This is a genomic window from Streptomyces sp. NPDC005955 (assembly GCF_042871255.1).
In the GTDB taxonomy this organism is placed as follows: Bacteria; Actinomycetota; Actinomycetes; order Streptomycetales; family Streptomycetaceae; genus Streptomyces.
In genome coordinates this window covers 164,177-190,162 of sequence record NZ_JBIAIF010000002.1, presented here as the reverse complement: position 1 = coordinate 190,162, position 25,986 = coordinate 164,177, and the positions used below count along the sequence as shown (strand labels likewise).

26 protein-coding genes and 2 pseudogenes are annotated in these 25,986 nt (G+C 72.6%); 17 read left to right on the top strand and 11 right to left on the bottom strand.

What is annotated here, in order from left to right:
• Window positions 1-37 precede the first annotated feature (37 nt).
• The 3 genes from ACFYOU_RS06225 (at window position 38) to ACFYOU_RS06215 (ending at window position 4,442) form a co-directional block, all read left to right on the top strand.
• Entirely contained in the window at window positions 38-2,158 is a 2,121-nt protein-coding gene (locus ACFYOU_RS06225) for an MMPL family transporter (RefSeq protein ID WP_391303893.1), read from the top strand.
• 135 nt (window positions 2,159-2,293) lie between these two features.
• Window positions 2,294-3,733: a histidine kinase gene (locus ACFYOU_RS06220; protein WP_391303892.1), complete on the top strand. Its 1,440-nt coding sequence runs from the start codon at window positions 2,294-2,296 to the stop codon at window positions 3,731-3,733.
• Between the two features lie 40 nt (window positions 3,734-3,773).
• Window positions 3,774-4,442 carry a response regulator gene (locus ACFYOU_RS06215; RefSeq protein ID WP_391303891.1) on the top strand — a complete coding sequence of 223 codons (669 nt, stop codon included), beginning with the start codon at window positions 3,774-3,776 and terminating at the stop codon, window positions 4,440-4,442.
• Between the two features lie 66 nt (window positions 4,443-4,508).
• Here the strand turns inward: ACFYOU_RS06215 and ACFYOU_RS06210 are convergent.
• Together ACFYOU_RS06210 and ACFYOU_RS06205 are read right to left on the bottom strand one after the other, a co-directional pair.
• Window positions 4,509-4,688 (bottom strand): annotated as a pseudogene (locus ACFYOU_RS06210) (hypothetical protein); the annotation flags it as partial.
• A gap of 74 nt (window positions 4,689-4,762) precedes the next feature.
• Entirely contained in the window at window positions 4,763-5,155 is a 393-nt protein-coding gene (locus ACFYOU_RS06205) for a VOC family protein (RefSeq protein ID WP_391303890.1), read from the bottom strand.
• Window positions 5,156-5,271: 116 nt separating this feature from the next.
• On the opposite strand from ACFYOU_RS06205, the gene ACFYOU_RS06200 reads away from it, so the two are divergent.
• From ACFYOU_RS06200 to ACFYOU_RS06165, 8 genes are all read left to right on the top strand, one after another.
• Window positions 5,272-5,817, top strand: coding sequence for a metal transporter (locus ACFYOU_RS06200; RefSeq protein ID WP_391303889.1), 546 nt, complete (start codon window positions 5,272-5,274; stop codon window positions 5,815-5,817).
• A 30-nt stretch (window positions 5,818-5,847) separates the two neighbouring features.
• A complete protein-coding gene (locus ACFYOU_RS06195; RefSeq protein WP_391303888.1) occupies window positions 5,848-7,041 on the top strand; it encodes a histidine kinase in 1,194 nt (397 codons plus the stop codon).
• Between the two features lie 16 nt (window positions 7,042-7,057).
• Window positions 7,058-7,726 carry a response regulator gene (locus ACFYOU_RS06190; protein WP_391303887.1) on the top strand — a complete coding sequence of 223 codons (669 nt, stop codon included), beginning with the start codon at window positions 7,058-7,060 and terminating at the stop codon, window positions 7,724-7,726.
• Window positions 7,727-7,889: 163 nt separating this feature from the next.
• A complete protein-coding gene (locus ACFYOU_RS06185; RefSeq protein WP_391303886.1) occupies window positions 7,890-8,837 on the top strand; it encodes an ATP-binding cassette domain-containing protein in 948 nt (315 codons plus the stop codon).
• Window positions 8,834-9,865, top strand: a complete 1,032-nt coding sequence (locus tag ACFYOU_RS06180) for an ABC transporter permease subunit (RefSeq protein WP_391303885.1) — start codon at window positions 8,834-8,836, stop codon at window positions 9,863-9,865. Before ACFYOU_RS06185 ends, ACFYOU_RS06180 begins: the two co-directional genes overlap by 4 nt.
• Window positions 9,866-9,933: 68 nt before the next feature.
• Window positions 9,934-10,683, top strand: a complete 750-nt coding sequence (gene recO / locus ACFYOU_RS06175) for a DNA repair protein RecO (RefSeq protein WP_385487703.1) — start codon at window positions 9,934-9,936, stop codon at window positions 10,681-10,683.
• Window positions 10,684-10,704: 21 nt separating this feature from the next.
• Window positions 10,705-11,532 (top strand): isoprenyl transferase, encoded by an 828-nt coding sequence (locus ACFYOU_RS06170; RefSeq protein ID WP_389762964.1) that lies wholly within the window; start codon window positions 10,705-10,707, stop codon window positions 11,530-11,532.
• A gap of 46 nt (window positions 11,533-11,578) precedes the next feature.
• Window positions 11,579-12,139: a YcxB family protein gene (locus tag ACFYOU_RS06165; RefSeq protein ID WP_391303884.1), complete on the top strand. Its 561-nt coding sequence runs from the start codon at window positions 11,579-11,581 to the stop codon at window positions 12,137-12,139.
• Between the two features lie 84 nt (window positions 12,140-12,223).
• Here ACFYOU_RS06165 and ACFYOU_RS06160 read toward each other — a convergent pair whose 3' ends face one another.
• The 4 genes from ACFYOU_RS06160 to ACFYOU_RS06145 all read right to left on the bottom strand — a co-directional run bounded on the left by ACFYOU_RS06160 (window position 12,224) and on the right by ACFYOU_RS06145 (window position 15,772).
• Window positions 12,224-12,655 (bottom strand): transcriptional repressor, encoded by a 432-nt coding sequence (locus tag ACFYOU_RS06160; protein ID WP_391304214.1) that lies wholly within the window; start codon window positions 12,653-12,655, stop codon window positions 12,224-12,226.
• Between the two features lie 215 nt (window positions 12,656-12,870).
• Window positions 12,871-13,749, bottom strand: a complete 879-nt coding sequence (locus ACFYOU_RS06155; RefSeq protein WP_391303883.1) for an iron chelate uptake ABC transporter family permease subunit — start codon at window positions 13,747-13,749, stop codon at window positions 12,871-12,873.
• A 12-nt stretch (window positions 13,750-13,761) separates the two neighbouring features.
• Window positions 13,762-14,574, bottom strand: a complete 813-nt coding sequence (locus ACFYOU_RS06150; RefSeq protein WP_389762958.1) for a metal ABC transporter ATP-binding protein — start codon at window positions 14,572-14,574, stop codon at window positions 13,762-13,764.
• Window positions 14,575-14,665: 91 nt separating this feature from the next.
• Window positions 14,666-15,772, bottom strand: a complete 1,107-nt coding sequence (locus ACFYOU_RS06145; protein ID WP_391303882.1) for a metal ABC transporter solute-binding protein, Zn/Mn family — start codon at window positions 15,770-15,772, stop codon at window positions 14,666-14,668.
• A 359-nt stretch (window positions 15,773-16,131) separates the two neighbouring features.
• Here ACFYOU_RS06145 and ACFYOU_RS06140 point away from each other — a divergent pair, with 359 nt between their 5' ends.
• The 3 genes from ACFYOU_RS06140 to ACFYOU_RS06130 all read left to right on the top strand — a co-directional run bounded on the left by ACFYOU_RS06140 (window position 16,132) and on the right by ACFYOU_RS06130 (window position 20,050).
• Window positions 16,132-17,514, top strand: coding sequence for a glycine--tRNA ligase (locus tag ACFYOU_RS06140; RefSeq protein WP_387010441.1), 1,383 nt, complete (start codon window positions 16,132-16,134; stop codon window positions 17,512-17,514).
• 188 nt (window positions 17,515-17,702) lie between these two features.
• Window positions 17,703-18,641 carry a hydroxymethylbilane synthase gene (hemC, locus tag ACFYOU_RS06135; protein ID WP_391303881.1) on the top strand — a complete coding sequence of 313 codons (939 nt, stop codon included), beginning with the start codon at window positions 17,703-17,705 and terminating at the stop codon, window positions 18,639-18,641.
• A gap of 74 nt (window positions 18,642-18,715) precedes the next feature.
• Window positions 18,716-20,050, top strand: a complete 1,335-nt coding sequence (locus tag ACFYOU_RS06130) for a hypothetical protein (protein WP_391303880.1) — start codon at window positions 18,716-18,718, stop codon at window positions 20,048-20,050.
• 69 nt (window positions 20,051-20,119) lie between these two features.
• Here the strand turns inward: ACFYOU_RS06130 and ACFYOU_RS06125 are convergent, their stop codons facing one another.
• Both ACFYOU_RS06125 and ACFYOU_RS06120 read right to left on the bottom strand, forming a co-directional pair.
• Window positions 20,120-21,220, bottom strand: coding sequence for a hypothetical protein (locus ACFYOU_RS06125; protein ID WP_391303879.1), 1,101 nt, complete (start codon window positions 21,218-21,220; stop codon window positions 20,120-20,122).
• Between the two features lie 47 nt (window positions 21,221-21,267).
• Entirely contained in the window at window positions 21,268-21,951 is a 684-nt protein-coding gene (locus ACFYOU_RS06120; RefSeq protein WP_389762948.1) for a TetR/AcrR family transcriptional regulator, read from the bottom strand.
• A 153-nt stretch (window positions 21,952-22,104) separates the two neighbouring features.
• On the opposite strand from ACFYOU_RS06120, the gene ACFYOU_RS06115 reads away from it, so the two are divergent.
• A complete protein-coding gene (locus tag ACFYOU_RS06115; protein ID WP_389762946.1) occupies window positions 22,105-23,031 on the top strand; it encodes an NADP-dependent oxidoreductase in 927 nt (308 codons plus the stop codon).
• Window positions 23,032-23,148: 117 nt separating this feature from the next.
• Here ACFYOU_RS06115 and ACFYOU_RS06110 read toward each other — a convergent pair.
• A pseudogene (locus ACFYOU_RS06110) lies at window positions 23,149-23,232 on the bottom strand (DUF397 domain-containing protein); the annotation flags it as partial.
• The gene (locus ACFYOU_RS06105; protein ID WP_391303878.1) at window positions 23,219-24,112 is read right to left on the bottom strand and encodes a Scr1 family TA system antitoxin-like transcriptional regulator; all 894 of its coding nucleotides are present in this window, start codon (window positions 24,110-24,112) and stop codon (window positions 23,219-23,221) included. The pseudogene ACFYOU_RS06110 and the gene ACFYOU_RS06105, both read right to left, overlap by 14 nt.
• A gap of 119 nt (window positions 24,113-24,231) precedes the next feature.
• Between ACFYOU_RS06105 and ACFYOU_RS06100 the strand changes: the two genes are divergently transcribed.
• Together ACFYOU_RS06100 and ACFYOU_RS06095 are read left to right on the top strand one after the other, a co-directional pair.
• Window positions 24,232-24,519: a hypothetical protein gene (locus ACFYOU_RS06100; RefSeq protein ID WP_389762939.1), complete on the top strand. Its 288-nt coding sequence runs from the start codon at window positions 24,232-24,234 to the stop codon at window positions 24,517-24,519.
• Window positions 24,516-24,656 (top strand): hypothetical protein, encoded by a 141-nt coding sequence (locus tag ACFYOU_RS06095; protein WP_387010433.1) that lies wholly within the window; start codon window positions 24,516-24,518, stop codon window positions 24,654-24,656. Before ACFYOU_RS06100 ends, ACFYOU_RS06095 begins: the two co-directional genes overlap by 4 nt.
• Before the next feature lie 160 nt (window positions 24,657-24,816).
• On the opposite strand, the gene ACFYOU_RS06090 is transcribed toward ACFYOU_RS06095, so the two are convergent.
• Window positions 24,817-25,920, bottom strand: a complete 1,104-nt coding sequence (locus ACFYOU_RS06090) for a serine hydrolase domain-containing protein (protein ID WP_385487744.1) — start codon at window positions 25,918-25,920, stop codon at window positions 24,817-24,819.
• Between the last annotated feature and the right edge of the window lie 66 nt (window positions 25,921-25,986).

Genomic DNA, 25,986 nt, shown 5'->3' with positions numbered 1-25,986 from the left:
GAGGAATCACGGCCGTACGGGCGGAAGCCTTGAAGGCGTGACGACACCGACCTCCACACCCCAGCCTCCACCGCGCACCCGGTCCCGCAGAGCCCTGCCCTGGGCCGTCCTCGGCCTCTGGGTCGCGGTCCTCGCCCTCGTGCTGCCCTTCGCCGGGAAGCTCTCCGACGTCCAGCGCGACCGGGCCGTCGACTACCTCCCGGCCAGCGCCGACTCCACCCAGGTCGCCAAGATCCAGGACCGGCTGCCGGGCGGCGAGAGCACCGAACTGGTCCTCGTCTACCACCGTGACGAGGGCCTCACCGACGCCGACCGCGCCACCGCCGACCGCCAGCTCGACGAGATCGCCCGCACCCACGACCTCAGCGCCACCCCCGAGGGCGTCCCCTCCCGGGACGGCACCACCCTCATGTACCCGGTGACGAGCAACGGACCCGGCCAGGACGAGGAGGCCCGGGCGAAGTTCGTCGGAGAGGTCCGCGCCACCGCCTCCGGCGGCGACGGGCTGAGCGTCGAGGTCGGCGGGCCCAGCGCCCTCGACGTCGACGCCGAGGAGGTCTACGGGTCGCTCGGCGGCCCGCTGCTCTACACCACCGTCGCCGTCGTCGCGATCCTCCTCGTCGTCATCTACCGCAGCCCCTTCCTGCTGCTGGTCCCGCTCCTGACCGCGGGCACCGCGGAACTCCTCGCCCGCTCCGGCGCCTACGCCCTGAACCAGGTCTTCGACACCCCGATCAGCGGCCAGAGCGCCGGCATCATGACGATCCTCGTCTTCGGCGCGGGCACCGACTACGCCCTGCTGCTCGTCGCCCGCTACCGCGAGGAACTCCGCCGCCACCGGCTGCCGTACGACGCGATGCGCGCGGCCCTGCGCGGCTGCGGACCCGCCGTCCTCGCCTCCTCCGGCACGGTCGCCGCCGGACTGCTGTGCCTGCTCGCCGCCGACCTCAACAGCAGCCGGGGCATGGGCCCGCTCGGCACCCTCGGCGTCCTGTCCGCCCTGGTCGCGATGCTGACCCTGCTGCCCGCCCTCCTGGTCCTCTTCGGCCGCCGGGTGTTCTGGCCGCTGATCCCCGCGTTCGGCAGCCGACCGAAGGACCGGACCTCGGTGTTCGCCAAGATGGGCGGCTCCGCCGGCCGTCGCCCGTACACCGTGCTCATCGGGGGCGCCGTCCTGCTCGGGGCGCTCGCCCTGGGCGTGTTCAACCTGCCGGGCAACCTCAAGCAGGAGGACACCTTCACCAACCGCCCCGAGTCGATCGCCGCGATGGAGACCCTGGGCGGGGCGTTCCCCGAGAGCGGCACCCAGCCGCTCGCCGTCATCACCCCCACCGACCGCGCGGACGACACCCTCGCCGACGCCCGGAAGGTCCCCGGCGTCGAACGCGTCGACCGCGGACGCGACGGGGACGGCTGGACCGAGATATCCGTACTCGCCTCGGCCAAGCCGGAGTCGGCCGCCGAGACCCGCACCATCGAGGGCCTGCGCGCCGCGCTCCCCGGTTCCTACGTCGGCGGCCCCAGCGCGGAACAGCTCGACCTCAAGGAGACCCACGCCCGGGACCGCAAGGTCGTCGTCCCGCTCGTCCTCGCCTCCGTCCTGATCGTGCTGATCGTCCTGCTGCGCAGCCTGGTCGCCCCGCTGCTGCTGGTGGCCGCGGTCGTCGCCGTGTGGGGGGCCTCGCTCGGCATCGGGGGCCTCGTCTTCGAGCCGCTGTTCGGCTTCGACGGCGCCGATCCGGGGCTCGGCCTGCTGTCGTTCGTGTTCCTGGTCGCCCTCGGCGTGGACTACGGGATCTTCCTCATGCACCGGATGCGGGAGGAGTGCCTCGACGGCGTCGAACCCGCCGCCGCAGCACTCAGCGCCCTGCGCAGCACCGGTGCGGTGATCGCCTCGGCCGGGCTCGTCCTCGCGGCGACCTTCGGGGTGCTCATCAACCTGCCGATGGTCCAACTCGTGCAGCTCGGCTTCGTCATCGCGGTCGGCGTCCTCCTGGACACCTTCCTGGTGCGCACCTACCTGGTCACCAGTGCCAGTGTCGCGCTCGGCCGGCGGGTGTGGTGGCCCGGCCCGCTGGCGAAGCCCGCGCCCGGTGCGGGGTCCGGGGCTGCGGCGCCGCACCTGCCGCGGGAGGAGGAACGCGTACCCGCCCCGTAGCGGCCCCGTTCCCGTAGCGGCCCGTCCCACCGGCTGCCGCACCCGTCCCACCGGCCCCGTCGGTGAACTCCCCGCACCCGTCCGGCGCGCCCCTCCCCCTCCCGGAGGGGCGCCCCCATGCCGCAGGATGGCCCCGTGGAACCCAACTCCCGCCAGGCACCGGCCCGCACGGCCGTTTCCGTGCCCGAGCCCTCGTCGCCCGCCGCCACCCCGCTGGGGACGGCTCCCACCGGGGGCGCGGTCGCGACGGCCGGGACCCCCACCGGGCGGGCCTCCCGGGCCAGGGCCCGCCTCGCCCGCGGCTGGCACCTGCTGTGCGACGACCGCGTCCTGGCCGCCGTCACCGCCGTGACCGCCGCGGTCATCGCGTTCTTCTGCGACCGGGGCACCCTCGACGCCTTCGGGTGGAGCCTGCTCCTGGCCGCCCACGTCCCCCTCGTGTTCCGCACCCGGGCGCCCCTGGGGACGCTGCTCGCCGTGATCGCGCTGGTCGCCCCGTACCACGCACTCGACTACGACCACACGGCCCCCGGACCCGTCACCTACCTGGCCCTCTACACGGTCGCCGTCACCGGCACCTTCCGCCGCACGGTGTGGGTGGGCCTCGGCACCCTGGGCCTGTCCATGTCCGTCATGCTGGCCGTCAGCCCGCACGAGGCCGTCGAACTCCTGCGCATCTCCGGCTGGGTGGTCGCCATCCTCGTCGTCGGCGCCTACGTACGGGTCCACCGCGGCAACGTGCGGGCCGCCCACGAGCGGGCGGAGCGCGCCGAACGGACCCGCGAGGAGGAGGCCCGCCGCCGGGTCGCCGAAGAACGCCTGCGGATCGCCCGGGACCTGCACGACCTGCTCGCCCACACGATCACCCTCATCGGGGTGCAGACGTCCGTCGCCGCCCATGTGCTGGCCGCCGACCCGGAGCGGCTCGACCGGGCGGCGGTGGCCCGCGCCCTCGACGACATCGCCGACACCTGCCGGGCCGCACGCGGGGAACTGCGCACCACCCTGGAGGTGCTGCGCGCCGACGCCCCCGGCGATCCGCGCGGCCCGCTGCCCGGCCTGGGCGGGCTGCCCGACCTCGTGGAGGCCGCCCGCAGCGCCGGCGCCGAAGTCACCCTCACCCTGCGGGGCGTCGGTGCCCAGCCGCCCCCGGCGGTCGGCGCGGCGGCCTACCGGATCGTCCAGGAGGCGCTCACCAACGCGGTGCGGCACGCGGGCCCCGGCGTGGTGGTCACGGTGGCCGTACGGGGCGCGACGGTGGCCCTGGAGGTCGCCGTCACCGACGACGGGGCGGGCGCCCCGGACCCCGGGTCCACGTCCCCGGCCGCGGAGCCCACCACGGCCTCCGGCTTCGGGCTGATCGGGATGCGGGAGCGGGCCCGCAGCGTCGGCGGCACCCTGGAGGCGGGGCCGCGGCCCGGCGGCGGCTTCACCGTGACGGCGCTCCTGCCGCTGGTCCCCGTGGCCCAGGAGGGCGCGCCCGCCCCGGTCCTCGACGCGGCCCCCGCCCGGGTCGCCGTGGACGGACCGGGACGCGCGTGGCAGGGTCTCGGCCCGGGGGAGTCCCCCGCATGACCCGCCGCCCGACGCCGACCGACTTCCCCTGGGGGACCGCGTGACCATCCGTGTACTGCTCGCCGACGACCAGACGCTGGTACGGGCCGCCTTCGCCATGCTCGTCGAGTCGGCACCGGACATGGAGGTCGTCGGCCAGGCCGGCACGGGGCGCGAGGCCGTCGAACTCGCCCGCAGCGCACGGGCGGACCTCGTCGTCATGGACGTCCGGATGCCGGACCTGGACGGGATCGCCGCGACCCGGCTCATCGCCGCGGACGAGGACCTGGTGGGCGTGCGGGTGCTGGTCCTCACCACCTACGACACGGACGAGCACATCATCGACGCGCTGCGGGCGGGCGCGTCCGGGTTCCTCGTCAAGGACACCAAGCCCGCCGAACTCCTCGACGCGATCCGCCTGGTGGCCCAGGGCGAGGCGCTGCTGTCGCCCGGACCGACGGCCCGGCTGATCGCCCGTGCACTGCGCGCCCCCGACCCGGGCCCCCGTTCCGCGCTGAGCCCCGACGGCCTCACCGACCGCGAACGCCAGGTGCTCACCCTCGTCGCCCGGGGCCTCACCAACCAGGAGATCGCCGACACCCTGAGCCTGAGTCCGCTCACGGCCAAGACCCATGTCAGCCGCATCATGGGCAAGTTGGGCGCACGGGACCGTGCGCAGCTCGTCATCCTCGGGTACGAGTCGGGGCTCGTCACGCCGGGCGGCGGGTGAGCGACGCGTACGCTCCCGTCCGGGCTGTTGCGGGAGAGGCTGCCCCAACGGGGCCTTCCGTCGACGTCACGACGTCGACGAGGACGCCTCTGCGGGAGGCGGAGCGGGCACCACGGCAGCGGTCGCCATGTCGTTCGAGGCAAGGTCGACGTGGTCCAGCACCACGCTCCGCACCAGCACACCGGGGAAGTCCTCGAAGCGGCTCAGCGTGTCCGCGATGGCCACCGTGAGGGTTTCGGCCTGGACCACTCCAACGAGCGCCCCCCGGAACCCTGTTCGTCGGACTGCGAACTCCCGCTGGACCCGACCCCTGACAGCAGCTAGCGCACCCCGCCCGCGTGCCGCACCAAGCAGAACGGATGCCCCGCGGGATCGGCGTACACCTGCCAACCGCCCGCGGGCGGACCCGCGTCCAGGAACCGGGCGCCCAGTGCGAGGACCGCGTCGTGGGCCCGGTCGAGGTCCGGCACCTCCAGGTCGAGGTGGAACTGTTGGGGGCGGTCCGGGTGCGGCCAGGTGGGCGGACGGTGGTCGGCCACCCGCTGGAAGGCCAGCACCTGCCCGGTGGGGGTGTGCAGGGTCGACCAGTCCGCGTCCAGGGACCAGCGGGCGTCGGGTCGGTCGACGTCGCCGCCCAGCAGCGCACCGTAGAAGCGGGCCAGCGCGGCCGGGTCGGCACAGTCCAGGACGGTGCACTGCAAGGAGGCGATCATCCCCCGATCCTAGGAGCCCGACGGTACGCAAACCCGTCCGAAGCACGGCCCGCCCGCCAACACTTCCGTACTTTCGGCCGGTCCGCCGCGCGCCCCCGCTCCCTAGCCTGAGTCGCATGGACACAGCGCAACGGCGGACCCGACGGGCGGGCGCAGCGGGCGACCTCGGACTCGGCGTGGTGTGCGCCCTGGGGATCGCCGCCACGACGTACCTGCTCATGGACAGTTGGGGCGGCGCCTCCTGGGTGTTCGGCTCCACGGTGTCGGCGGTGGTGTCCGCCCTCGCACTGCTGCGTGCGCGGTGGCCGGCGCTCACCGCGGCCCTGGGCACGGCCGTGACGGCGGCGGCCCTCGCGGTGTCCCTGGCCGTCGGCGACGACCTGCCGCAGGAGCCCGCGCCCACCACCGCCCTGGCCCTCGCCGTGCTCGTCGGCTCCGCCGTGCGGACCCTGCCACCCGGAGCGGCGGCCGGGGTCGCCGCGGGCGGCCTCGGGGTGAGCGCGCTGACCTGGGCCGAGGGCTGGAGCGCAGTGACGGCCCTGGTCACGGTGGCGACGGTCGCCGCCCTCGGCACGGGTGCGGTGCTGCGCCGCCTGGACCACGACCGGCGCGCCGACTCCCCGGCGCCCGGGGTGCCCTGGCCCGACCCGCCGCGTCCGTAGGGGGTACGGGTGCTCGCTAGCCTCGACCACGTGACCCGTGCGAACCGGTGGACCAAGGTCGCCGCCACTGCCGGAACCGGCGGCGTGTTCCTCGCGGCGATCGCCGTCCAGTGGGTCGCCCTCGCGCAGACCTGGGGCGCCGCCTACGGGGCTCCGGGGGCCGCCGTCGCGGTCGTGGTGTGCGTACTCGCCCTGGTGCGCCACCGCGAGCGGACCCGGACGGCGGTCGCGGGTCTCCTCACGGCGGCCGGGGCCGTGCTCGTCGGCCTCCTGCCCGACGTCGAACTGCCCGCCGAGCCCGGGCCCGCCACGACCCTCGGACTGGCCGTGCTCGTCGGTTCCGCCGTCCGGGCCCTGCCGGCGGTGCGGGCCGGGGCCGTCGCGGGCGGCGGACTGCTGCTGATCGTCGGCCAGTTCGCCGCCCGCCCCGCCTCGGCGGTGGTCGTCCTCGCCGCGGTGGGCTGGTTGGCCGCAGTCACGGTCGGCGGGGCGCTGCGCGTGCAGGACGCCCGGGCCCGGGCCGCGGTCGAACGGGTGCGCCGGGGGGAGCGGTTGGAGCTCGCCCGGGAGCTCCACGACGTCGTCGCCCACCACCTCACGGGGATGCTGATCCAGGCCCAGGCCGCGCAGGTCGTCGCCCGGCGCTCCCCGGAGCAGGTGGCCCGGTCGCTGGCCGAGATCGAAGCCGCCGGCTCGGAGGCGATGGTGGCGATGCGGCGGGTCGTCGGCCTGCTGCGGAACGCCGACCGCGATGCCGGCTCCGGTGCCGATACGGATACCGGTGCCGATGTCGACCTCGACCACACCGACGACGGTGCGCCCGCCTCACCCGGACCCGAACAACTGGGCACGCTGATCGAGCGCTTCGGACGGCAGGGCCCGAGTACGCGCCTCACCGTGCCCGACGACGCCTCCCACTGGCCGCCGGAGGTGACCAGTACCGTGTACCGCATCGTCCAGGAGGCGTTGACGAACGTCCTGCGCCACGCCCGCGACGCCCGTTCGGTCGAGGTCACCGTCGCCCGGGCCGCGGGGGTCGTCACCGTCGAGGTCGTCGACGACGCGCCGCACTCCGGCCGCCGTCCGCACCGCGGCGGGTACGGTGTGATCGGCATGCGCGAACGCGTCCAGACCCTCGGCGGCTCCCTGCACGCCGGACCCCGCCCAGGCGCCGGCTGGTCCGTGCGGGCGGCCCTGCCCGTCCCCGGCAGGGGCCCCGGATGATCCCCAGGGAGCCCGGATGACCCCGATCACGGTCCTGCTCGCCGAGGACCAGGCGATGATCCGCCGCGGGCTGCGGCTGATCCTCGAAGACCAGCCGGACATCCGGGTCGTCGCGGAGGCCGAGGACGGCGCCGCGGCGGTCGAGGCGGCCCGGCGACTGCGCCCCGACGTGTGCCTGGTGGACATCAGGATGCCCAAGCTCGACGGCATCGAGGTCACCCGCGCACTGGCCGGCCCCGGGGTGCCCGATCCGCTGCGGGTCATCGTCGTGACCACGTTCGACCTGGACGAGTACGTGTACGGGGCGCTGCGCGGCGGCGCGGTGGGGTTCGTCCTCAAGGACGCCGGGCCCGCGCTGCTCGTCGAGGCCGTCCGCGCCGCGCACCGGGGCGAGGCGCTGGTCTCGCCCTCGGTCACGCTGCGACTGCTGAAGCACCTGAACGGCGTGGGGAAGCTGCCCCGACCCGACCGCGCGCCGTCGCCCCCGCTGTCCGGGCGCGAGATCGAGGTGGTCCGGGCCGTCGTCCGGGGGCGCACCAACCGGGAGATCGCCGCCGAGCTGTTCATCTCGCTCAGCACGGTCAAGAGCCATGTGTCCGGCATCCAGACCAAGCTCGGGGTGCGCAACCGGGTCGAGGTCGCCGCCTGGGCCTGGGAGAACGGCATCGCCCAGGGCACTGCGTAGGCGTTCCGCGCGCCGGTGGGACGCAGGCGTTCCACGCCCTTCGGACGTAGTCGTTCCGCGCCGGTGGGACGTACCGGTCATCGGCCGGAAGTACGGTCGCCGGGCGGCGGAACCGGGCATGCGGCCGATGCCGGGGGCGGGCGGCGGATTCCACGATGAGGGCATGCCAACCACCTCCGCTCCCGCGGCCCTGCACGCCGTGGGCTTGACGAAGACGTACGGCCGTCGCCGTGCGCCCGCCCTCGACGACGTGAACCTCAGCATCCCCTCCGGCCGGGTCATCGGCCTGGTCGGTCCGAACGGGGCCGGCAAGTCGACCCTGCTCCATCTGGCCTGCGGGCTGATCCAGCCGACCTCCGGTTCGTTGACCGTGCTGGGATCGCGTCCGGCGGCCGGCGCGTCGCACCTGGCCCGGGTGGGGTTCGTCGCCCAGAACACGCCGGTGTACGGCTCGTTCACGGTGGCCGAACACCTGCGGCTCGGCGCGCGGCTCAACCCGGTCTGGGACGGGGAGCTGGCCGAGCGGCGCATCCGCGAGGTGGGGCTCGACCCCGCACAGCGGGCGGGGCGGCTGTCGGGCGGCCAGCGGGCCCAACTGGCGCTGACCGTCGCCGCGGCCAAACGACCCGAGCTGCTGATCTTCGACGAACCGGCGGCGGCCCTGGACCCGCTGGCCCGTCAGGGGTTCCTGCGCAACCTGATGGAGTTCGTCGGGGAGTTGGGCGCCAGCGCCGTGCTCTCCTCGCATCTGCTCGGTGACATCGAGCAGGTCTGCGACCACCTGATCGTGCTGTGCGACGCGCGGGTGCAGATCGCCGGCGACACCCGGACCCTGTTGGCCTCGCACGCCCGGTTGCCCGCGTCCCGCGGGGAACCCGGCGCGCTGCCCGCCGGGGTCGAGGTGGTGTGGCGGGACCGGGGCGGCGCGGTCGTCCGCGTCGGGTCCCCCGCCGTGGCGTTGCCCCGGGCCGTCGAGCCGGTCTCGCTCGAAGAGTTGGTCCTCGGTTACATGACCCGGGCCGCAGCCGCCCCCGGCGCCGCCCCCGGCCCGGCCCGCAGAGCCGCCCCGACCCCCGGCCCCGGCACCGCACCGCAGGAGGGCACCCGATGATCTGGCTGCACTGGCGGCAGTTCCGCGGGCAGGCGCTGGCCGGCGCCCTCGCCCTGATCCTCGCCACCGGCTATCTGCTGTACGTGGGCGTGGACGTCCGCGACGGCTACGAGGCGTACCGGTCCCGGTGCGGGGACGGCGGCGGGGGCGACTGCGCCCGGGCCCGGAGCCAGTTCCGTAGCGCCCACGAGAACACCCTGCTGTTCCTCGCCGCCGGGCTGGCCCTGGTACCCGCCGTCCTCGGGGCGTTCTGGGGCGCGCCGATGGTCGCCCGGGAGCTGGAGAACGGCACCCACCGGCTGGTGTGGAACCAGAGCGTCACCCGGACGCGCTGGCTGCTCACCAAGGTCGCGTTCGTCGGGGCGGCCGCGGTGCTCCTGACGGGTGCGCTGGCGACCCTGCTGACCTGGGCGGCGGCGCCCTTCGACGAGGTCGTCCAGAACCGGTTCGGCGCCCTGGAGTTCGGGGCCCGCCACCTCGTCCCGTTCGGTCACGCCGCGCTGGCCGTCACCTTCGGCACCCTCGTCGGGCTGCTGCTGCGGCGCACCCTGCCCGCGATGGCGGTGACCCTCGTCGGCTTCGTCGCCTTCCAGTTCTTCTTCCCCAACGTGGTGCGGCCCGTGCTGGTGGCACCGGAGACCACCACCCTGCGGGTGACGGCCGAGACGATCAACGGGGCGCGGAGCCTGGGCGGCATCGGCGGCGGCCCCGTCATCGGCGGGCTGCGGCTGCCGGACGCTCCCGATGCGTGGATCGCCGAGACGAGCCCGCTGCGCACCGCGGACGGCGCGGACCTCGACGGGGCGCGGTTCAACGACTGCCTGGACGATCCGCCGCGGACCGGGGCGGGCGGTACGTTCGGCGACACGGCGGTCTGCCTCGCCGGGCACGACCTGCACGTCGACGTCCGCTACCACCCCGGCAGCCGCTACGGGACGTTCCAGTTGCTGGAGACCGCGATCTACCTGGTGCTCGGCGCGGCCCTCACGGCGCTCGGCCTCGGCCGGATCCGACGCCGGGTGAGCTGACCCGCCGCGCCGGACGTCCGTTCGACCCGATGGCTCCGGGGCGCACGGGGGTGCGGGAGAATGGGCCCATGAGTCTGTTCCGGGACGACGGCGTGGTGCTGCGGACCCAGAAGCTCGGTGAGGCCGACCGGATCATCACGCTTCTGACCCGTGGCCACGGCCGGGTGCGCGCCGTCGCCCGGGGGGTGCGGCGCACGAAGTCGAAGTTCGGCGCCCGCCTCGAACCGTTCTCCCACGTCGACGTGCAGTTCTTCGCCCGCGGCAGCGAGCTGATCGGCCGCAGCCTGCCGCTGTGCACCCAGAGTGAGACCATCGCGCCGTACGGTGGCGACATCGTCACCGACTACGCCCGCTACACCGCCGGCACGGCCATGTTGGAGACCGCCGAACGCTTCACCGACCACGAGGGGGAGCCCGCCGTCCAGCAGTACCTGCTGCTGGTCGGTGGGCTGCGGACGCTCGCCCGCGGGGAGCACGAGCCGCACCTCGTGCTCGACGCGTTCCTGCTGCGCTCCCTCGCCGTGAACGGGTACGCCCCCAGCTTCGGCGACTGCGCCAAGTGCGGACTGCCCGGCCCGAACCGTTTCTTCTCGGTGGCCGCCGGGGGGAGCGTGTGCGGGGAGTGTCGGGTGCCCGGCAGCGTCGTACCCTCGCCGCAGGCCCTGGAACTCCTCGGGGCGCTGCTCACCGGCGACTGGCCCACCGCCGACGCCTGCGAGGCGCGTCACGTCCGCGAGGGCAGCGGGCTGGTGTCGGCATATCTGCACTGGCACCTGGAGCGCGGACTGCGTTCCCTGCGTTACGTAGAGAAGACCTAGGTAGGAGAGAGACAACCCCTCATGGCACGTCGTGGAATCCTCGGCCGGTCCCGCCGCGAGTACAAGACCCCGGAGCCGCACCCGTCCGGTGTCCGCCCCCCGAAGCTCCCCGGCGAGCTCGTGCCGAAGCACGTCGCCGTGGTCATGGACGGCAACGGCCGTTGGGCGAAGGACCGGGGGCTGCCGCGCACGGAGGGCCACAAGGTCGGTGAGGGCGTCGTCCTCGACGTGCTGAAGGGCTGTCTGGAGATCGGGGTCAAGAACCTCTCCCTCTACGCCTTCTCCACCGAGAACTGGAAGCGCTCGCCCGACGAGGTGCGTTTCCTGATGAACTTCAACCGGGACGTCATCCGTCGCCGCCGTGACGAGATGGACGAACTCGGCATCCGCATCCGCTGGGTGGGCCGGATGCCGAAGATGTGGAAGTCCGTCGTCCAGGAGCTCCAGGTCGCCCAGGAGCAGACCAAGGACAACGACGCGATGACGCTGTACTTCTGCGTGAACTACGGGGGTCGCGCCGAGGTCGCCGACGCCGCGCAGGCCATCGCCCGTGATGTCGCGGCGGGCAAGCTGGACCCGGGGAAGGTGAACGAGAAGACCTTCGCCAAGTACCTGTACTACCCGGACATGCCCGACGTGGACCTCTTCCTGCGTCCCAGCGGCGAGCAGCGCACCTCCAACTATCTCATCTGGCAGAGCAGTTATGCCGAGATGGTGTTCCAGGACGTACTGTGGCCCGACTTCGACCGCCGCGATCTTTGGCGCGCGTGCATGGAGTACGCCTCCCGGGACCGACGGTTCGGCGGGGCCATCCCGAACGAGGAGCAGATCCTCAGGGGCGGTCGCTAGCGCGGGGCGGATCAGGGACGGACCGGAACGGGGAGGGACGCGGGGCGTGGACGAGGCGACGCAGTCGACGGGGAGTACGGCACCGGTGGTCGGGGAGCGCATCGAACTGCGCTACGAGTTGGTCGCCAAGGACTTCCAGGAGGCGTTGGCCGAGCGGGCGAAGGCGATACCGTCGGCCCGTCGGACGCAGCTCGGCGTGATGGCGGTCTGCTGGGCCGCCGGAGGTGCGCTGCCGGTGTCCCTGCTGGCCGGTGACGAACCCGTCTGGTGGCTGTTCGCGCTGGTGGCGGCCGTGTTCGTGGCCGTGCTGGTGCTGGTCGTGCAGGGCTGGTCCTACGGGCGGATGCACCAGCGCGCGGCCGACTACGAGGGGCCGCTGCACGCCGTGTTGGACGAGGAGTCGCTGACGTTCACCGGCGACCACACGCAGATCCGGGCCCGGTGGTCCTCGTTCGGGCGCTACCGGGAGACGCGCCGTTCGTTCGTGCTGTTCCTGGGCGACCGGAACGGCGCCGGCTTCTCCGTGCTGCCGAAGGCGGGCGTGCAGCGGCCCGAGGACGTGGACCGGCTACGGGAGCTGCTGGACCGGCGGCTGCACCGCGCCTGACCCGTTCGGTGCCGTCCGTGCCGTTCCCTGCCGTCCCGTGCGGGGCGGCACCGAACGGCACGCGACGGCGGTACGGGGCGGGGGTCAGCTTTTCTCCGACTCCGACTCCGTCTCCGTCCGCGCGCACTCCGCGCAGGTGCCGAAGATCTCCACGGTGTGCGCGACGTTCACGAAACCGTGTTCCGCCGCGATGGCCTCGGCCCACTTCTCGACGGCCGGCCCCTCCACCTCCACGGCCTTGCCGCAGGCGCGACAGACCAGGTGGTGGTGGTGCTCGCCGCTGGAACAGCGGCGGTAGACGGCCTCGCCGTCGGAGGTGCGCAGGACGTCGACCTCACCGGCGTCGGCGAGGGATTGCAGGGTGCGGTACACCGTGGTCAGGCCGACCGAGTCGCCCTTGTGTTTGAGCATGTCGTGGAGGTCCTGGGCACTGCGGAACTCGTCCACCTCTTCGAGCGCTGCCGCCACGGCCGCGCGTTGGCGGGTGGACCTGCCTCGAACCGGGGCTGTCACGATGGCCTCCTCCTGGTCTCCTGCCCGGCCATTGTGCCAGGCGCTGACCCCCCGGTGCGGTGCACCGGTCGGGCGGCGGACGCCGTCGCTCCGTCGGTGCGGGGTGATTCCTCCCTGTTCTGGTGGGGTGGCTCGTGTCGGTTCCCCGGGTGTGTGGGGGTTGTGTGGGTTCCCCCGCGGACGTCGCCGGGGCCTGCCTTCCGGGTGTGGCGCCCGGTTCAGTGCGAGCTCGGGACGGCGCACTCCAGGGGGGCGCCGTCGCCGTCGGCGGGGGCCGCCCTGCGGGCGCGTCGGCGGGCCAGGGGCGCGGCCAGCACGGTCAGTGCGATGAACACGCCGATCGTCAGCAGCACGATCGTGGCGCCCGGCGGGACGTCCTGGTAGTACGAGGTGACGGTGCCGCCGAGCGTCACCGAGACGCCGATCGCGACGGCCACGGCGAAGGTGGCGGCGAACGACCGGGTGAGTTGCTGGGCCGCGGCGACGGGCACCACCATCAGCGCGCTGACCAGCAGCAGCCCGACCACCCGCATGGCGACGGTCACGGTGACGGCGGCCGTCACGGCCGTCAGCAGGTTCAGGAACCGCACCGGCAGCCCGGTCACCCGGGCGAACTCCTCGTCCTGGCTGACCGCGAAGAGCTGTCGGCGCAGCCCGACCGTCACCAGTACGACGAACGCCGCCAGCAGGCAGATCGCGAGGACGTCGTCCGAGGACACCGTCGAGAGCGAGCCGAACAGGTAGGAGTTCAGGTTGGCGTTGGAACCGCCCGGCGCCAGGTTGATGAACATGACGCCGCCGGCCATGCCGCCGTAGAAGAGCATGGCGAGCGCGATGTCACCGCGGGTCTTGCCGTACCAGCGGATCAGTTCCATGGTGACCGCGCCGAGCACGGCGACCGCCATCGCCATCCACACCGGCGAGGCGGACAGCAGGAAGCCGAGGCCGACCCCGGTCATCGCGACGTGTCCGATGCCGTCGCCCATCAGGGACTGGCGGCGCTGCACCAGGTAGATGCCGACCGCGGGGGCCGTGATGCCGACGAGTACCGCGGCGAGCAGGGCCCGCTGCATGAAGGCGTAGTCGAGGATCTCCATCAGCCGTCGTCCTCAGCTCAACAGACCGGTGCGCAGCGGCTCCGGGCCGGGCGCGTGGGGGTGGACGTGGTCGTGGCCGGGCAGCGCGTGCTGACCCAGGGCCTTCGGGGGCGGTCCGTCGTGCAGGACGCAGCCGTCCCGCAGCACGACGGCCCGGTCGATCAGGGGCTCCAGCGGTCCCAGCTCGTGCAGCACCAGCAGCACCGAGGCGCCCGCCGTGACCTGCTCCCGCAGGGTCGCCGCCAGTACCTCCTGGCTGGTCAGGTCGACGCCCGCCATCGGCTCGTCCATGATCAGGAGCTCCGGTTCGGCGGCCAGGGCGCGGGCGATCAGCACCCGCTGGTGCTGGCCGCCGGAGAGCGCGTCGACGGGGTCCTTGGCCCGGTCCGCCATGCCGACCCGCTCCAGCGCGTCGTGCACGGCCGTCCGGTCGGCCCGGCGGAGCAGCCCGAAGCGGGAGCGGGCCAGCCGCCCCGAGGTGACGACCTCGGCGACGGTCGCCGGGACGCCGCTGGCCGCGGTGGTGCGCTGGGGTACGTAGCCGATGCGGGCCCAGTCGCGGAAGCGGTGGCGGGGGACGCCGAACAGTTCCACGGTGCCGCCGGTCACCGGGACCTGGCCGATGACGGTGCGGACCGCCGTCGACTTGCCCGAGCCGTTGGCGCCGAGCAGGGCGACGACCTGGCCCCGGTCGACGGTGAGGTCGATGCCGCGCAGCACGGGGCGCGAGCCCAGGTGGGCGCTCACCCCGCGCAGGGCGATGACCGGGTCTCCGCTCGGGCGCGCGGGGTCGCCCGTGCCGTGCGTGTGGTCCGTGTGGTTCACGGGTCCGCGTCCTTCCCGGCCGTCACGGCCTCGTTCGGTGTCCGGCACGGTCAGCGTGCCGATGGCCCCGGGGCATTCCCGGGGCCGGGCGTCACTTGGCGCCCAGTGCGGTGCGCAGGGCGGCGAGGTTGGCCTCCATGACCTGGAAGTAGTCGTCGCCCCGGGACTTCTCGGTGATGCCCTCGATCGGGTCGAGGACGTCGGTGCGCATCCCGGTGTCGGCGGCGAGGGACTTCGCGGTGCGGTCGGAGACCAGCGTCTCGTAGAAGACCGTGTTCACGTCGTCGGCCTTCGCCACCTTCTGGAGTTCCTTGATCCGGGCGCCGCTCGGCTCGCTCTCGGGGTTGAGGCCGCTGATCGACTCCTCGATCAGTCCGTACCGGTCGGCGAGGTAGCCGAAGGCGGAGTGCGTGGTGATGAAGACCTCGGTACGGGTGTCCTTCAGACCGCTCCGGAACGTGGTGTGCAGTGCGTCCAGCCGCTTGACCAGCGCGTCCGTACGGTTGCGGTAGTCGGGCGCGTGGTCGGGGTCGGCCTTCTCCAGTGCCTTGCCGACCCCCTCGGCGACCTCCGAGTAGCGCACCGGGTCCAGCCAGATGTGCGGGTCGGGGCCGTCGTGGCTGTGGTCGTGGCCGTGGTCGTCGGCGTGCGCGTCCTCCCCGCCCCCCTCGTCGGCGTGCGCCTCACCGCTTTCGTGGGTGTGGCCCTCGTCGGCGTGGGCTTCGTCGCCGTCCTGGTGCTCGTGGCCGGGCTCGCCGTGCTCGGGGCCCTCGGTGTGCTCCGGGTGTTCGTCGGCCGGCTCCTCGGAGCGGGCGGCGCCGGTCTTCTCCAGGGAGGTGAGCGTGGTCGCGTCGACCTTCGTCCGGGCCTCGGACTGTCCGACCGCCTCGTCCACGGCGGGCTGGAGCCCCTTGAGGTAGACGATGAGGTCGGACTCCTCCATGGCGGCCCGCTGTCGGGCGCTGACCTCCAGGTCGTGCGGCTCCTGGCCGGGCTCGGTCAGGGTGGTGAGCCGCACGTGGTCACCGCCGATCTCGTCCACGAGGTAGCCGAGCGGATAGAACGAGGCCATGACGTCGAGCTTGCCGTCGTCGCCGGACGCGCCCGCGTTCCCGCAGCCGGTCAGGGCGGTCAGGGCGACCAAGGCGGTCGCGGTGGCCGCGACGGCGGTGCCGGGTATCAGGCGTCGTACGTTCATGACTGTCATTTTCAACAAAACTGGAAACGATTGTCAATAAACCGGCTAGTCGCCCACATCACTCGAACGAGATCATCCCGTCCGAACGGCGTACGCGACCCCGTTCCGGAGCCCCCCGACCGCGGCCCGTCACCCGGCCCGTCACCCGACGCGCCCCGAGCCGGCGCGGACCCCGACGCCGACCCCGACGTCGACCCCGGTGCGGACGCCGTCGGGGGACCGGTGGACCGGCCAACGAGACTTGGCCGACCGGAGTTGGCCCGGCCCGTGCCTGCGCCGTAACCTTGGGCATTCGCTCGGAAGCATTCGCTTCGCGCCGTCGTCACCCCGTCGTCATCCGTCGTAATGAAGAGAGCACCGTGGCCGCCGACAAGATCGACACCATCGTCAGCCTGAGCAAGCGCCGTGGCTTCGTCTACCCGTGCAGCGAGATCTACGGAGGCCAGCGCGCCGCCTGGGATTACGGGCCGCTGGGCGTCGAGCTCAAGGAGAACATCAAGCGTCAGTGGTGGCGCTACATGGTCACGTCCCGTGAGGACGTCGTCGGCATCGACTCCTCGGTGATCCTCGCCACGGAGGTCTGGGAGGCTTCGGGTCACGTAGCCACCTTCTCCGACCCGCTCACCGAGTGCACCTCCTGCCACAAGCGCTACCGCGCCGACCACCTGGAGGAGGGCTACGAGGCCAAGCACGGCCGCCTCCCCGAGAACGGTCTGGCCGACATCAACTGCCCCAACTGCGGCAACAAGGGTCAGTTCACCGAGCCCAAGCAGTTCTCCGGCCTGCTCGCCACCCACCTCGGCCCCACCCAGGACAGCGGCTCCGTCGCCTACCTGCGGCCCGAGACGGCGCAGGGCATCTTCACCAACTTCTCCCAGGTCCAGCAGACCTCGCGGCGCAAGCCGCCGTTCGGCATCGCCCAGATGGGCAAGTCGTTCCGCAACGAGATCACGCCGGGCAACTTCATCTTCCGCACCCGCGAGTTCGAGCAGATGGAGATGGAGTTCTTCGTCAAGCCGGGCGAGGACGAGAAGTGGCAGGAGTACTGGATGGAGCAGCGCTGGAACTGGTACACCGGCCTGGGCCTGCGCGAGGAGAACATGCGCTGGTACGAGCACGCGCAGGAGAAGCTCTCCCACTACTCCAAGCGGACCGCGGACATCGAGTACCGCTTCCGCTTCGGCGGCAACGAGTGGGGTGAGCTGGAGGGCGTCGCCAACCGCACGGACTACGACCTCTCGGCGCACTCCAAGGCGTCCGGCCAGGACCTCTCGTACTTCGACCAGGAGGCCGGCGAGCGCTGGACCCCCTACGTCATCGAGCCCGCCGCCGGTGTCGGCCGCACGATGCTCGCCTTCCTCCTCGACGCCTACGTCGAGGACGAGGCGCCCAACGCCAAGGGCAAGCTGGAGAAGCGCACCGTGCTGCGCCTCGACCCGCGCCTGGCGCCCGTCAAGGTCGCCGTGCTGCCGCTGTCCCGCAACCCGGAGCTCTCGCCGAAGGCCAAGGGCCTGGCGACCGCGCTGCGCCAGCACTGGAACATCGACTTCGACGACGCCGGCGCCATCGGCCGCCGCTACCGTCGCCAGGACGAGATCGGCACCCCGTTCTGCGTGACCGTCGACTTCGACACCCTCGACGACAACGCGGTCACCGTCCGTGAGCGCGACACGATGAAGCAGGAGCGGGTCTCCCTCGACCAGATCGAGGGCTACCTCGCCGCCCGCCTCATCGGCTGCTGAACCCTTCCGGGCGACGGGGGTGAACCCGTCCGGTACGGGGACCCTTCCCCGTAGCGGGTGAGCCCCGTCGCCCAGGAACCACCGTGGACCCCGGCCCCGCACCCGCGCGGCCGGGGTCCACGCGTTCCGGGCCCGTCGCACCGGCCCTCCCGGTGGGGGTCACGGAGATCGTCGGCAGGCCCTAAGGTGTGCCCATGTCCGCGCCCGAGCTGATCCGCATCGTCACCCGCGACTCCCCGATGGCGCTCGCCCAGGTCGAACGGGTCCGTGCCCTCCTGGCCGCGCACCACCCGGACGTCACCACCACGGTGGTCCCCGTGAAGACCACCGGCGACAAGTGGCAGGGCGACCTCGCCGCCGTCGAGGGCAAGGGGGCGTTCACCAAGGAGGTCGACGCCGCCCTGCTCAACGACGAGGCGGACGTCGCCGTGCACTGCGTCAAGGACGTGCCCGCCGACCGCCCGCTGCCCGCCGGAACCGTCTTCGCCGCGATGCTCGCCCGCGACGACATCCGCGACGCCCTGGTCCACCCCGGCGGACTCACCCTCGACGCCCTCCCGCCGGGCACCCGGGTCGGCACCTCCTCCGTCCGGCGCACCGCCCAACTCGCCCGCAGCCACCCCCACTTGCACTGCGTACCGATCCGCGGCAACGCCAACCTCCGGTTGGAGAAACTCGCGCACGGCGCCGCCGACGCACTCCTGCTCGCCGTCTCCGGACTGGAACGGATCGAGCGCACCGACGTGATCAGCGAGGTGCTGTCGCCCGAGGCGATGATGCCGCCCATCGGCGCCGGCATCATCGCCCTCCAGTGCCGGGAGGACGACCAGGACACCATCGAGACGGTCAGCGCCCTCGGCGACCCGGGCACCCACCGCGAGGCCACCGCCGAGCGCATGTTCCTCCATGTGCTGCAAGGCCACTGCAACAGCCCCATCGCCGGCTACGCCTCCGCCCGCGCCGGTGAACTCTCCCTGCGCGCCTGTGTGTTCACCCCCGACGGCAAGACCATCCTGAACGCCCACGAATGGGCCGGCCGGCTCGACCCGGCGACGCTCGGAACCTCCGTGGCCGTCGCACTGCTGCGCCAGGGCGCCCGGGACCTGATCGACGGCATCCCGCACTGACCGGGCGCCGCGGAGCCCGACGGCCCGGCACGCACCCTGGTGGACCCCGCCGCCCCCACCTAGGGTCCAGGGCCATGACTACCAGCGAACGCCTCCCAGTGGTGCAGCGGGCGAGGACCCTGCTGCTGCTCCTGGTCCTGTCCGTGGTCGCCGCGACCCTCACCGGCGTCCAGCCCGCCACCGCGAACACGTCCGGCGCCCAGTCGACGACCACCCTGGACCCGCTGCCGGCGGCGCAGCGCAACACGTACAAGCTCCACCCGGCGCCGGCCGATCTGGACACCTACGGAGCGTCGATACGGGCCGTGGAGGCCACGGGCAACGTGACCCGCACTTCGCCGGCCGCGGTGGCCCTGTCGCGGCAGCACGTGGGCCGGCCGCTGTGTCACGGCACCGGACTGAACGGGGCCTACCTGTACGACGGCTTCTGTTGGGACGCAGGTGACGACGCCACCAGCGCCTGGTCCGGCGGCTGGCACCCCCAGGGCCTGACCGCCTCCCACGACGCCCAGCCCGGCGGCACGGTGGACGGCCACCACCTCTACGTCGCGTCCTGGTACTACGGCACCGGCGAGACGACCCGCGATCAGTTCGCCCGGGTCTCCTTCCTGAAGTCCACCGGAACCGACCGCAGTTACGGGCACGTCATGCTCGTGAAGCCCAAGAACACGGGCGCCAGCGCCACCTTCGAAGCGGTCACCAACGTCCACGCGGACGGCATGGTCTGGTACGGGAACAAGCTGTACGTCGCCAACGGCGGCGAGTTGCAGGTCTACGACACCCAGTACCTGTGGCGCATGGAGTCCACCGCGACCGACCGCGTCGGCATCGCGAACGGCGTCTCCTCGGCCCGCTACCACCAGTGGGCGCTGCCCATGGTGGCCCGCTACGTCACCGTCCCCGCCGAGACCAACGTCCGCACCTGCGCCGACGGGAAGGCCTGCCTGGGCAGCCTGAGCCTGGACCGCAGCGGCCCCGTCGACCACCTCGTCTCCGGGCAGTACCTCAACCCCGGCTCGCGCACCGCCCACCTGGCCCGTTGGCCCCTGAACGACGCCACCGACCTCCTGGCCTCGGACAGCGGGGCGACCTTCGGCATCACCACGGCCACAGCCGTGTACGCGGTGCCACCGTCGGTCCGACGGGTCCAGGGCGTCGCCACGGACGGCACGCACTACTACCTCGCCGGCCAGTGCCCCGACGGCTACATGGGCGATGCCGACACCAGCGACGCGCTGTCCTACTCGTGCATCTTCAGGTCGCTCCCGGGCGGCGTCCCCACCGTGCTCACCCGGTCGCCCGCCCAGACGCAGAACCTCTCCTACGCCCCGTCATCGGGTCGCCTGTGGGGCCTCAACGAACAGACCAACCACCGGGTGGTCTTCTCGATCCTTCCCAGCGCGGTGTGACGGAACGCCGGTGACGAGCGGCCGTGCTGCCGGGGCGGTGACGGGGCACGGCCGTTCACGGAGGGTGCGCTACGAACGGGACGCCGTCCCGCACTCCGCGTCGCCGGAGGCCCGCAGGTGTTCGTCCATCGAGGTGCTGCGGTCGTAGGGGTCGACCTCGGGGCCGCCGGCCCCCTCGGTGGGCCGCGCGCTGCCGAACTCCGGTGCGAAGTAGCCGGTGGAGTCCCCGCAGCCGCCGTTGGTGCTGTCGAGCTTGTACGAGACGAGCGAGAAGGTCCCCGGCTCGGTGATCACCTTCGCGGGATCGTCCCAGCTCAGCACCAGCTCGCGCCGCACGATCGTCCGCACGACCTCGTCGCTGCCCGCCGCCGGGGCGACCGGGTACACGTACGTGACGTCCGCGGTGACCAGGAGCGCACCCTTCGCGCCCTCCCGGTACGTCAACCGCCCCCGGGTCTTGACGACGTCCCCGACCGGACGGGTGTGCGCCGGGTCGAACCGGCTGAACAGCATCAGCGGGTCGTCCTCCTCGTTCGGCGCACGGAACGCGGCCTTCAGGAAGTCCTGCACGTCCTTCTGATCCGGGTTGATCAGCGCGGTGGCCCGTGCCGGGTGCTCGCCCCGCAACACCTCCGCGTCCAGGTTGGACCCGTTCAGGAACTCCCGGGACCGGTCGAGGGCCCGCGCCACCTCGGCCTTGTCCATCCAGCCGGTCGCCCTGGCCGCGGGCACGGTGACCCCGGCCGCACCGTCCGCCCAGCGCGCCGCGGGCGACCCCTTGAACGGCTCGTCCAGCGTGGGGCGTCGGGCGTCCTCCAGCGGCGGCGGGTCGTTCGGACGCTCCGACTCCACGGCGAGCGGCTGCACGGTCCCCTCGTCGCCGAACCATCCGCTGCTCAGCCCCGGCACCAGTGCCACGACCAGCAGGGCGAGCGCGGCCAGCAGCCCGGCCACGTACCAGCCCGTGCGCCGCTTCGGCCGGGCCGGCGCGTACGTGCGCCACGGTTGCGGCGGTGCGGGTTCGTCCCGTAGTCGCCGCGTCACCTCACGGGCCCGTGCGGACGGCTCCTTGGGCGCGTCGTCCGACGTACCGTTCACCGACTCCCGCAGGAACCGGTCCCACTCGTCGTCGGGCACGGACGAACCGCGCTCCTCCCCACCCGCGGCCACACCGAGCTCCCTATCCCGACCAGCGTCGCAGCCCCTCCCCAGGACCGTCACGGCATGATCGCACAGCGGTTCTTGTAGAGGTCGTCAAGGCGCAGCGGCGCGGGCCGGGGCAGGGGGGTACCGTCCGTCGGAAGGCAGGACTGGAGGAAGTAGGCGAGCAGGCGACGGGACGCGGCCAGGGACGCGGCCGGGGACCGTCGCACGACGCCGTCGTTGGCCAGGAGCAGCAGGGTGACGTCGCTGGGGTCGAAGTCCTTGCGCAGCTGTCCGGCGTCCTTCGCGCGCTGCACCAGTCCTGCGAGGGACGCCTCGGCGCGGGCCCGTTCACGACGGACGTCGGGTGCGTCGGGGAACCGGGACAGGAACGCGGCGCTGAACCCGCGGTCCTGGGCCTGCATCGTGCACACCTCGGTGAGGACGTGGCGAAGCCCCCGCCAGGGATCGTCGTCCTGAAGGGCCTCGTCGAGGGCTGCGACGCAGTGGCTGAGCTGTTCGGAGAACGCGGCGGTGATCAGCGAGCCGCGGGTCGGGAAGTGCCGGTAGAGGGTCGCGGTACCGACGCCCGCCCGGCGGGCGATCGCGCTGGAGGGGACGTCGGCGCCGTCGAGGGCGTACGCCTCGCGGGCGGCCCGGAGGAGCCGGGCGCGGTTGTGCCGGGCGTCGGCCCGCTGCGCGCGTACGGGGGTCCCGGCGGCGGAGAGGGGCGGGTTCCGAGGCAGTTCGGCAGGCATGTGTCCCACTTAAGCACCAACGGAAGGGGGCGACCGCGGAGCGGGGTTAGCGTGACGTGGTGCCGCGGTGTTCCGCGGTCAGCCCGCCGCCGCAGAGGCGAGTGGCTGCGAGTTCTCCTGCCGAACGACGTGCCGTGTGTACGGAGGTCTTCCGTGTTTGCCGTGCAATACCACCGCTACGGCGGTTCCGAGGTCCTGCGCGTGGAGGAGGTCGAAGAGCCGCACGCCGGGCCCGGTCAGGTCCGCATCGCGGTGCGTGCCACCGGAGTCACCCCGGCCGACTGGTACCTGCGCTCGGGGATGCTGCGGTCCATCGCCACCGTGGACTTCCCCCACGTCCCCGGCATGGACGCCGCGGGAATCGTCGACGAGGTGGGGGCAGGGGTGACCGGCACCACCGTGGGAGACGCCGTGTTCGGCCTCGTCCCCTTCCTGGATCAGGGAGGCGCCGCGGCCCAGTACGCCGTGCTGGAGGCGTGGGCGTCCAAGCCCCGGTCCTGGTCCTTCGAGGAAGCGGGCGGCGCCGCCGGCAACATCGACTCGGCCACCCGGGTGCTGGAAGCGCTGGAAGCCGCCGACGGCATGACCTTGTTGATCGACGGTGCCGCCGGCGGCGTCGGTACGATGACCGCGCAACTCGCCCGGGCCCGCGGACTCACCGTGATCGGCACGGCGAGCGAAGGCAACCACGGATTCCTGGACCAACTCGGCGTCGTACCGGTCACCTACGGGGCGGGGCTGGCCGATCGCCTCGCCCCACTGGCCCCGCGCGGCGTCGATGTGGCTCTGGACGCGGCGGGCAAGGGCTCCCTCGCCGAACTGGTGACCATCGTCGGCGACCCGCACCGCGTGGTGACCATCGCGGACTTCGACGCCGACCGGCACGGAGTGCGGTTCTCCCGCTCCGAAGCCGGGCAGTCACCGGGCTGGGCCGGACTTCCGCTGGCGGCCGAACTCGCCGACCACGGCCGCCTCACCGTTCCGCTGCACGCCGTGTTCCCGTTGGAGGGGTCCGCCGCGGCTCATGACCTCAGCGCCACCGGCCATGCGCGCGGCAAGATCGTCATCACCGTGCCCTGACCCGAGGCCCCGTCCGTCGCTCGTGGCGCGCGGCCAGCTGCTCAGCGGCGCGCCGGTCCGTACGGCTCCGAGGAACGCGGTCCACGCGGCGTTCCTTACGAGGAGCACGGGGCCGTGGGGGCGTTTGCTGTCGCGTATGGGGATGCTCGCGTGGTTGCCTCGTCCGACTTCGAGGCAGTCTCCTCCTTCACCATTGCTCAGACTGGACTTTCGCCAGTTGAAGGCTTCTCCCCCCGGGGTGCGGCGAATCGCTTGCACTTGGCGTGGCCTCCAGCAAGTGTCTGAGGAACTGAGCGGACTCCCCGGGAGGTAGCGCGGCGTCTCGCAACAGGTCGTAGGTGAGGTCAAGCTGCTCCACCCGATCCGGTTCCTCGACGAGATCCATGGCGCGATTTCCCTCCATATAGGCGATGAGCTTGCCCGTCCGCAGCCGCAGCAGAGTGAGCGAATCGCCCAACAGTCCGTGTAGTCCGGCGGAGAAGGGCAACACTTGAATCCGGATGCTAGGCATCTTCGTGGCCTCTATCAGCACCCTCAACTGCTCCTGCCAGACCTGGTCGTCCTTGGTGGGCCTGCGCAGGACTGATTCGTCCAGGATTGCACGGTAGTGCTGGGGGTGGTTGCCGAGAACCATGGCCTGGCGACCCAGCCTGACCGCGATGAGGCGTGCCCGGTCCTCTTCGGAATGACTCAGGTGCGTCCCCATGAGTTCCTGCATGTAGCCCTCAGTCTGGAGAAGCCCGGGGATGGTGCTGAATGAGTACTGCTTGCGACTTGTGGCCTGCCGTTCGCGCTCCATGAACCGCTGGTACTTGTCAGGGTGCGCCTCGTTCTTGGCCAGCTCCCACAGCTCCTGCAAGTGCTGTCCGGTCCCGTAAACGGCGTCCAGTGCGGCCAGCACCTCGGGAGATCCGCTGCTCTTGCCGGTCTCCAGCTTGTGGAGATACGCGCGGTCGTACGTGGTCAGGTCCGACAGCGCCCCGAGGCTTTGCCCTGACGCCGCCCGCAGGCGTGCGAGTTCTGCGGCGAGGATTCTCTTTGCTGAGGCGCATCCGACCATCGCGGACCTGTGTGCAGGCATCGCAACCCCCTCGTTGCAGTGGAACATCCGGCTACGGCCGACCACTTCCGACCCTACCGGCCGCCTCGGACACTCGTAGCCGTACGACTACCAAGGGCTACGAAAGGGAACGGCGTTCCATGACCGCGCAATCCACCCCCATCGGCATCACCATCCTCCGGGCGCCCGGCGAGCCGATCCACCGGGTCATCAAGGGCGACGCCCCGGACATGGTCTTCCTCCCGTTGCTGGTGGTGCAGGGGGACACCCCCGTCCCCGCCGGAACGGGGCTGATGCTCACCGAGTGGGAGGCGTTGCGACTGGTGGACCAGTTGAAGGACGTGCTCCAGCGGGTCCGGGTGGGCCGCCTCACCACCGTGATCGGTCCGGTGACGCGTCACGAGACGGAAGCCGCGGGCGAGCAGTGAGGCGGCACCGGCGGCGCGGCACGTTCTGGCGGGGTGTCGCCCGCAACCTGGACGCCCTGGTGCCCCTGTCCCTCTTCGTGGTGGGCGCGGTCGTCATCCTGGGCGCCTACCTCGTACCCGGCCGGTGCCACCGGTGACGGAACCGCACGCGTGCCCCCACTGCCGGGGGTCCGGCACCGTACTGACGGGCTCGAACTCCGGGCCCTGCCGCCCCTGCCCGTGCCGCCGCTGCCACGGCACGGGCGTCTACGTACGGGCCCGCGACCCCGCGGTGACGCGGGGCGGCTGAGCGGACCGTCAGGACGTGTGCCGGTGCACCAGTGCGCTGATCGTCGCCGCCGTGGCGAAGTCCGCGCCCAGCCGGTTCTTGGTGACGGCGAACGAGACCCCGGACACCGTGTCGCCACAGGCGAAGCTCCCGCCCACGCCGCCGAGGCCGAAGGTGGTCATCCGGGGCTCGGGGTCGGTGTCGATCGAACCGAGGCCGTAGCCGAGCGCCCAGGTGCTGGGCATCCCGAACACCTCGTCGGGACCGCTGACCGCCTGCTGCGTGGCCTCCCGCAACCGCGCCTCGGGGATCAGCCGCACGCCGTCGACCTCACCGAGCAGCGCCGCGTACATGCGGGCGATCGCCCGGGCGCTGGTCTTGGCGCCGGCCGGGATGTCGGCGGCGAGGACGTCGGTCCGGCTGCCGAACGCGGCGTCGGGGAAGGTGTGCAGCGGCCCGGCCTTGAGCATCGGGGTGTCCGGCGGGAGCTGGCTCATGTCGAAGGTCGAGGGGACGTCCTCCAGCACCGCGAGGCGGTGGTGCTCGGCGGCGGGCATGCCGAAGTACAGCTCGTCGGCGATGCCCAGCGGCTCGGTGATCTCCGTGCGCAGCACCTCGGAGATCGTGCGGCCGGTGGTGCGGCGGGTGATCTCGCCGAGCAGGTAGCCGAAGGTGTAGGCGTGGTAGCCCATCTTGGTCCCGGGCTCCCACCAGAGTTCGGCGTCCGCGAGGGCCGCGCACATGTGGTCCCAGTCGCAGAGCTGCTCCACCGTGGTGTCCAGGGGGATGCCGGGGACGCCCGCCGTGTGCGTCAGGACGTGGCGGACCGTCACCTTCTCCTTGCCGCGGGCGGCGAACTCGGGCCACAGCTCGGCGACGGGCGTGTCGTAGCCGAACAGGCCCTTCTCCACCAGGAGATGGGCGATCGTGGCGGTGGCGCCCTTGCCGATGGAGAAGTTGTAGAACGGGGTCCCGGGCGTGACCTCGCGCCCGGTGGCCGGATCGGCGACCCCCGCGACGGCCTCGGCGATCAGCTCGCCGCCCCGGTAGACGGCCACCTGGACGCCCCGCTCGACGTCCTTCGTCACCAACTGGTCCACGGTGTGCTGGAGTTCGCTCTGAAGGTCGGTCATCGTCCCGCTCCCTGTGATCGTGCTCGGTGGGCCCCGTCGCGGAGCCCGGCCCCGTTTCTCTGAGTA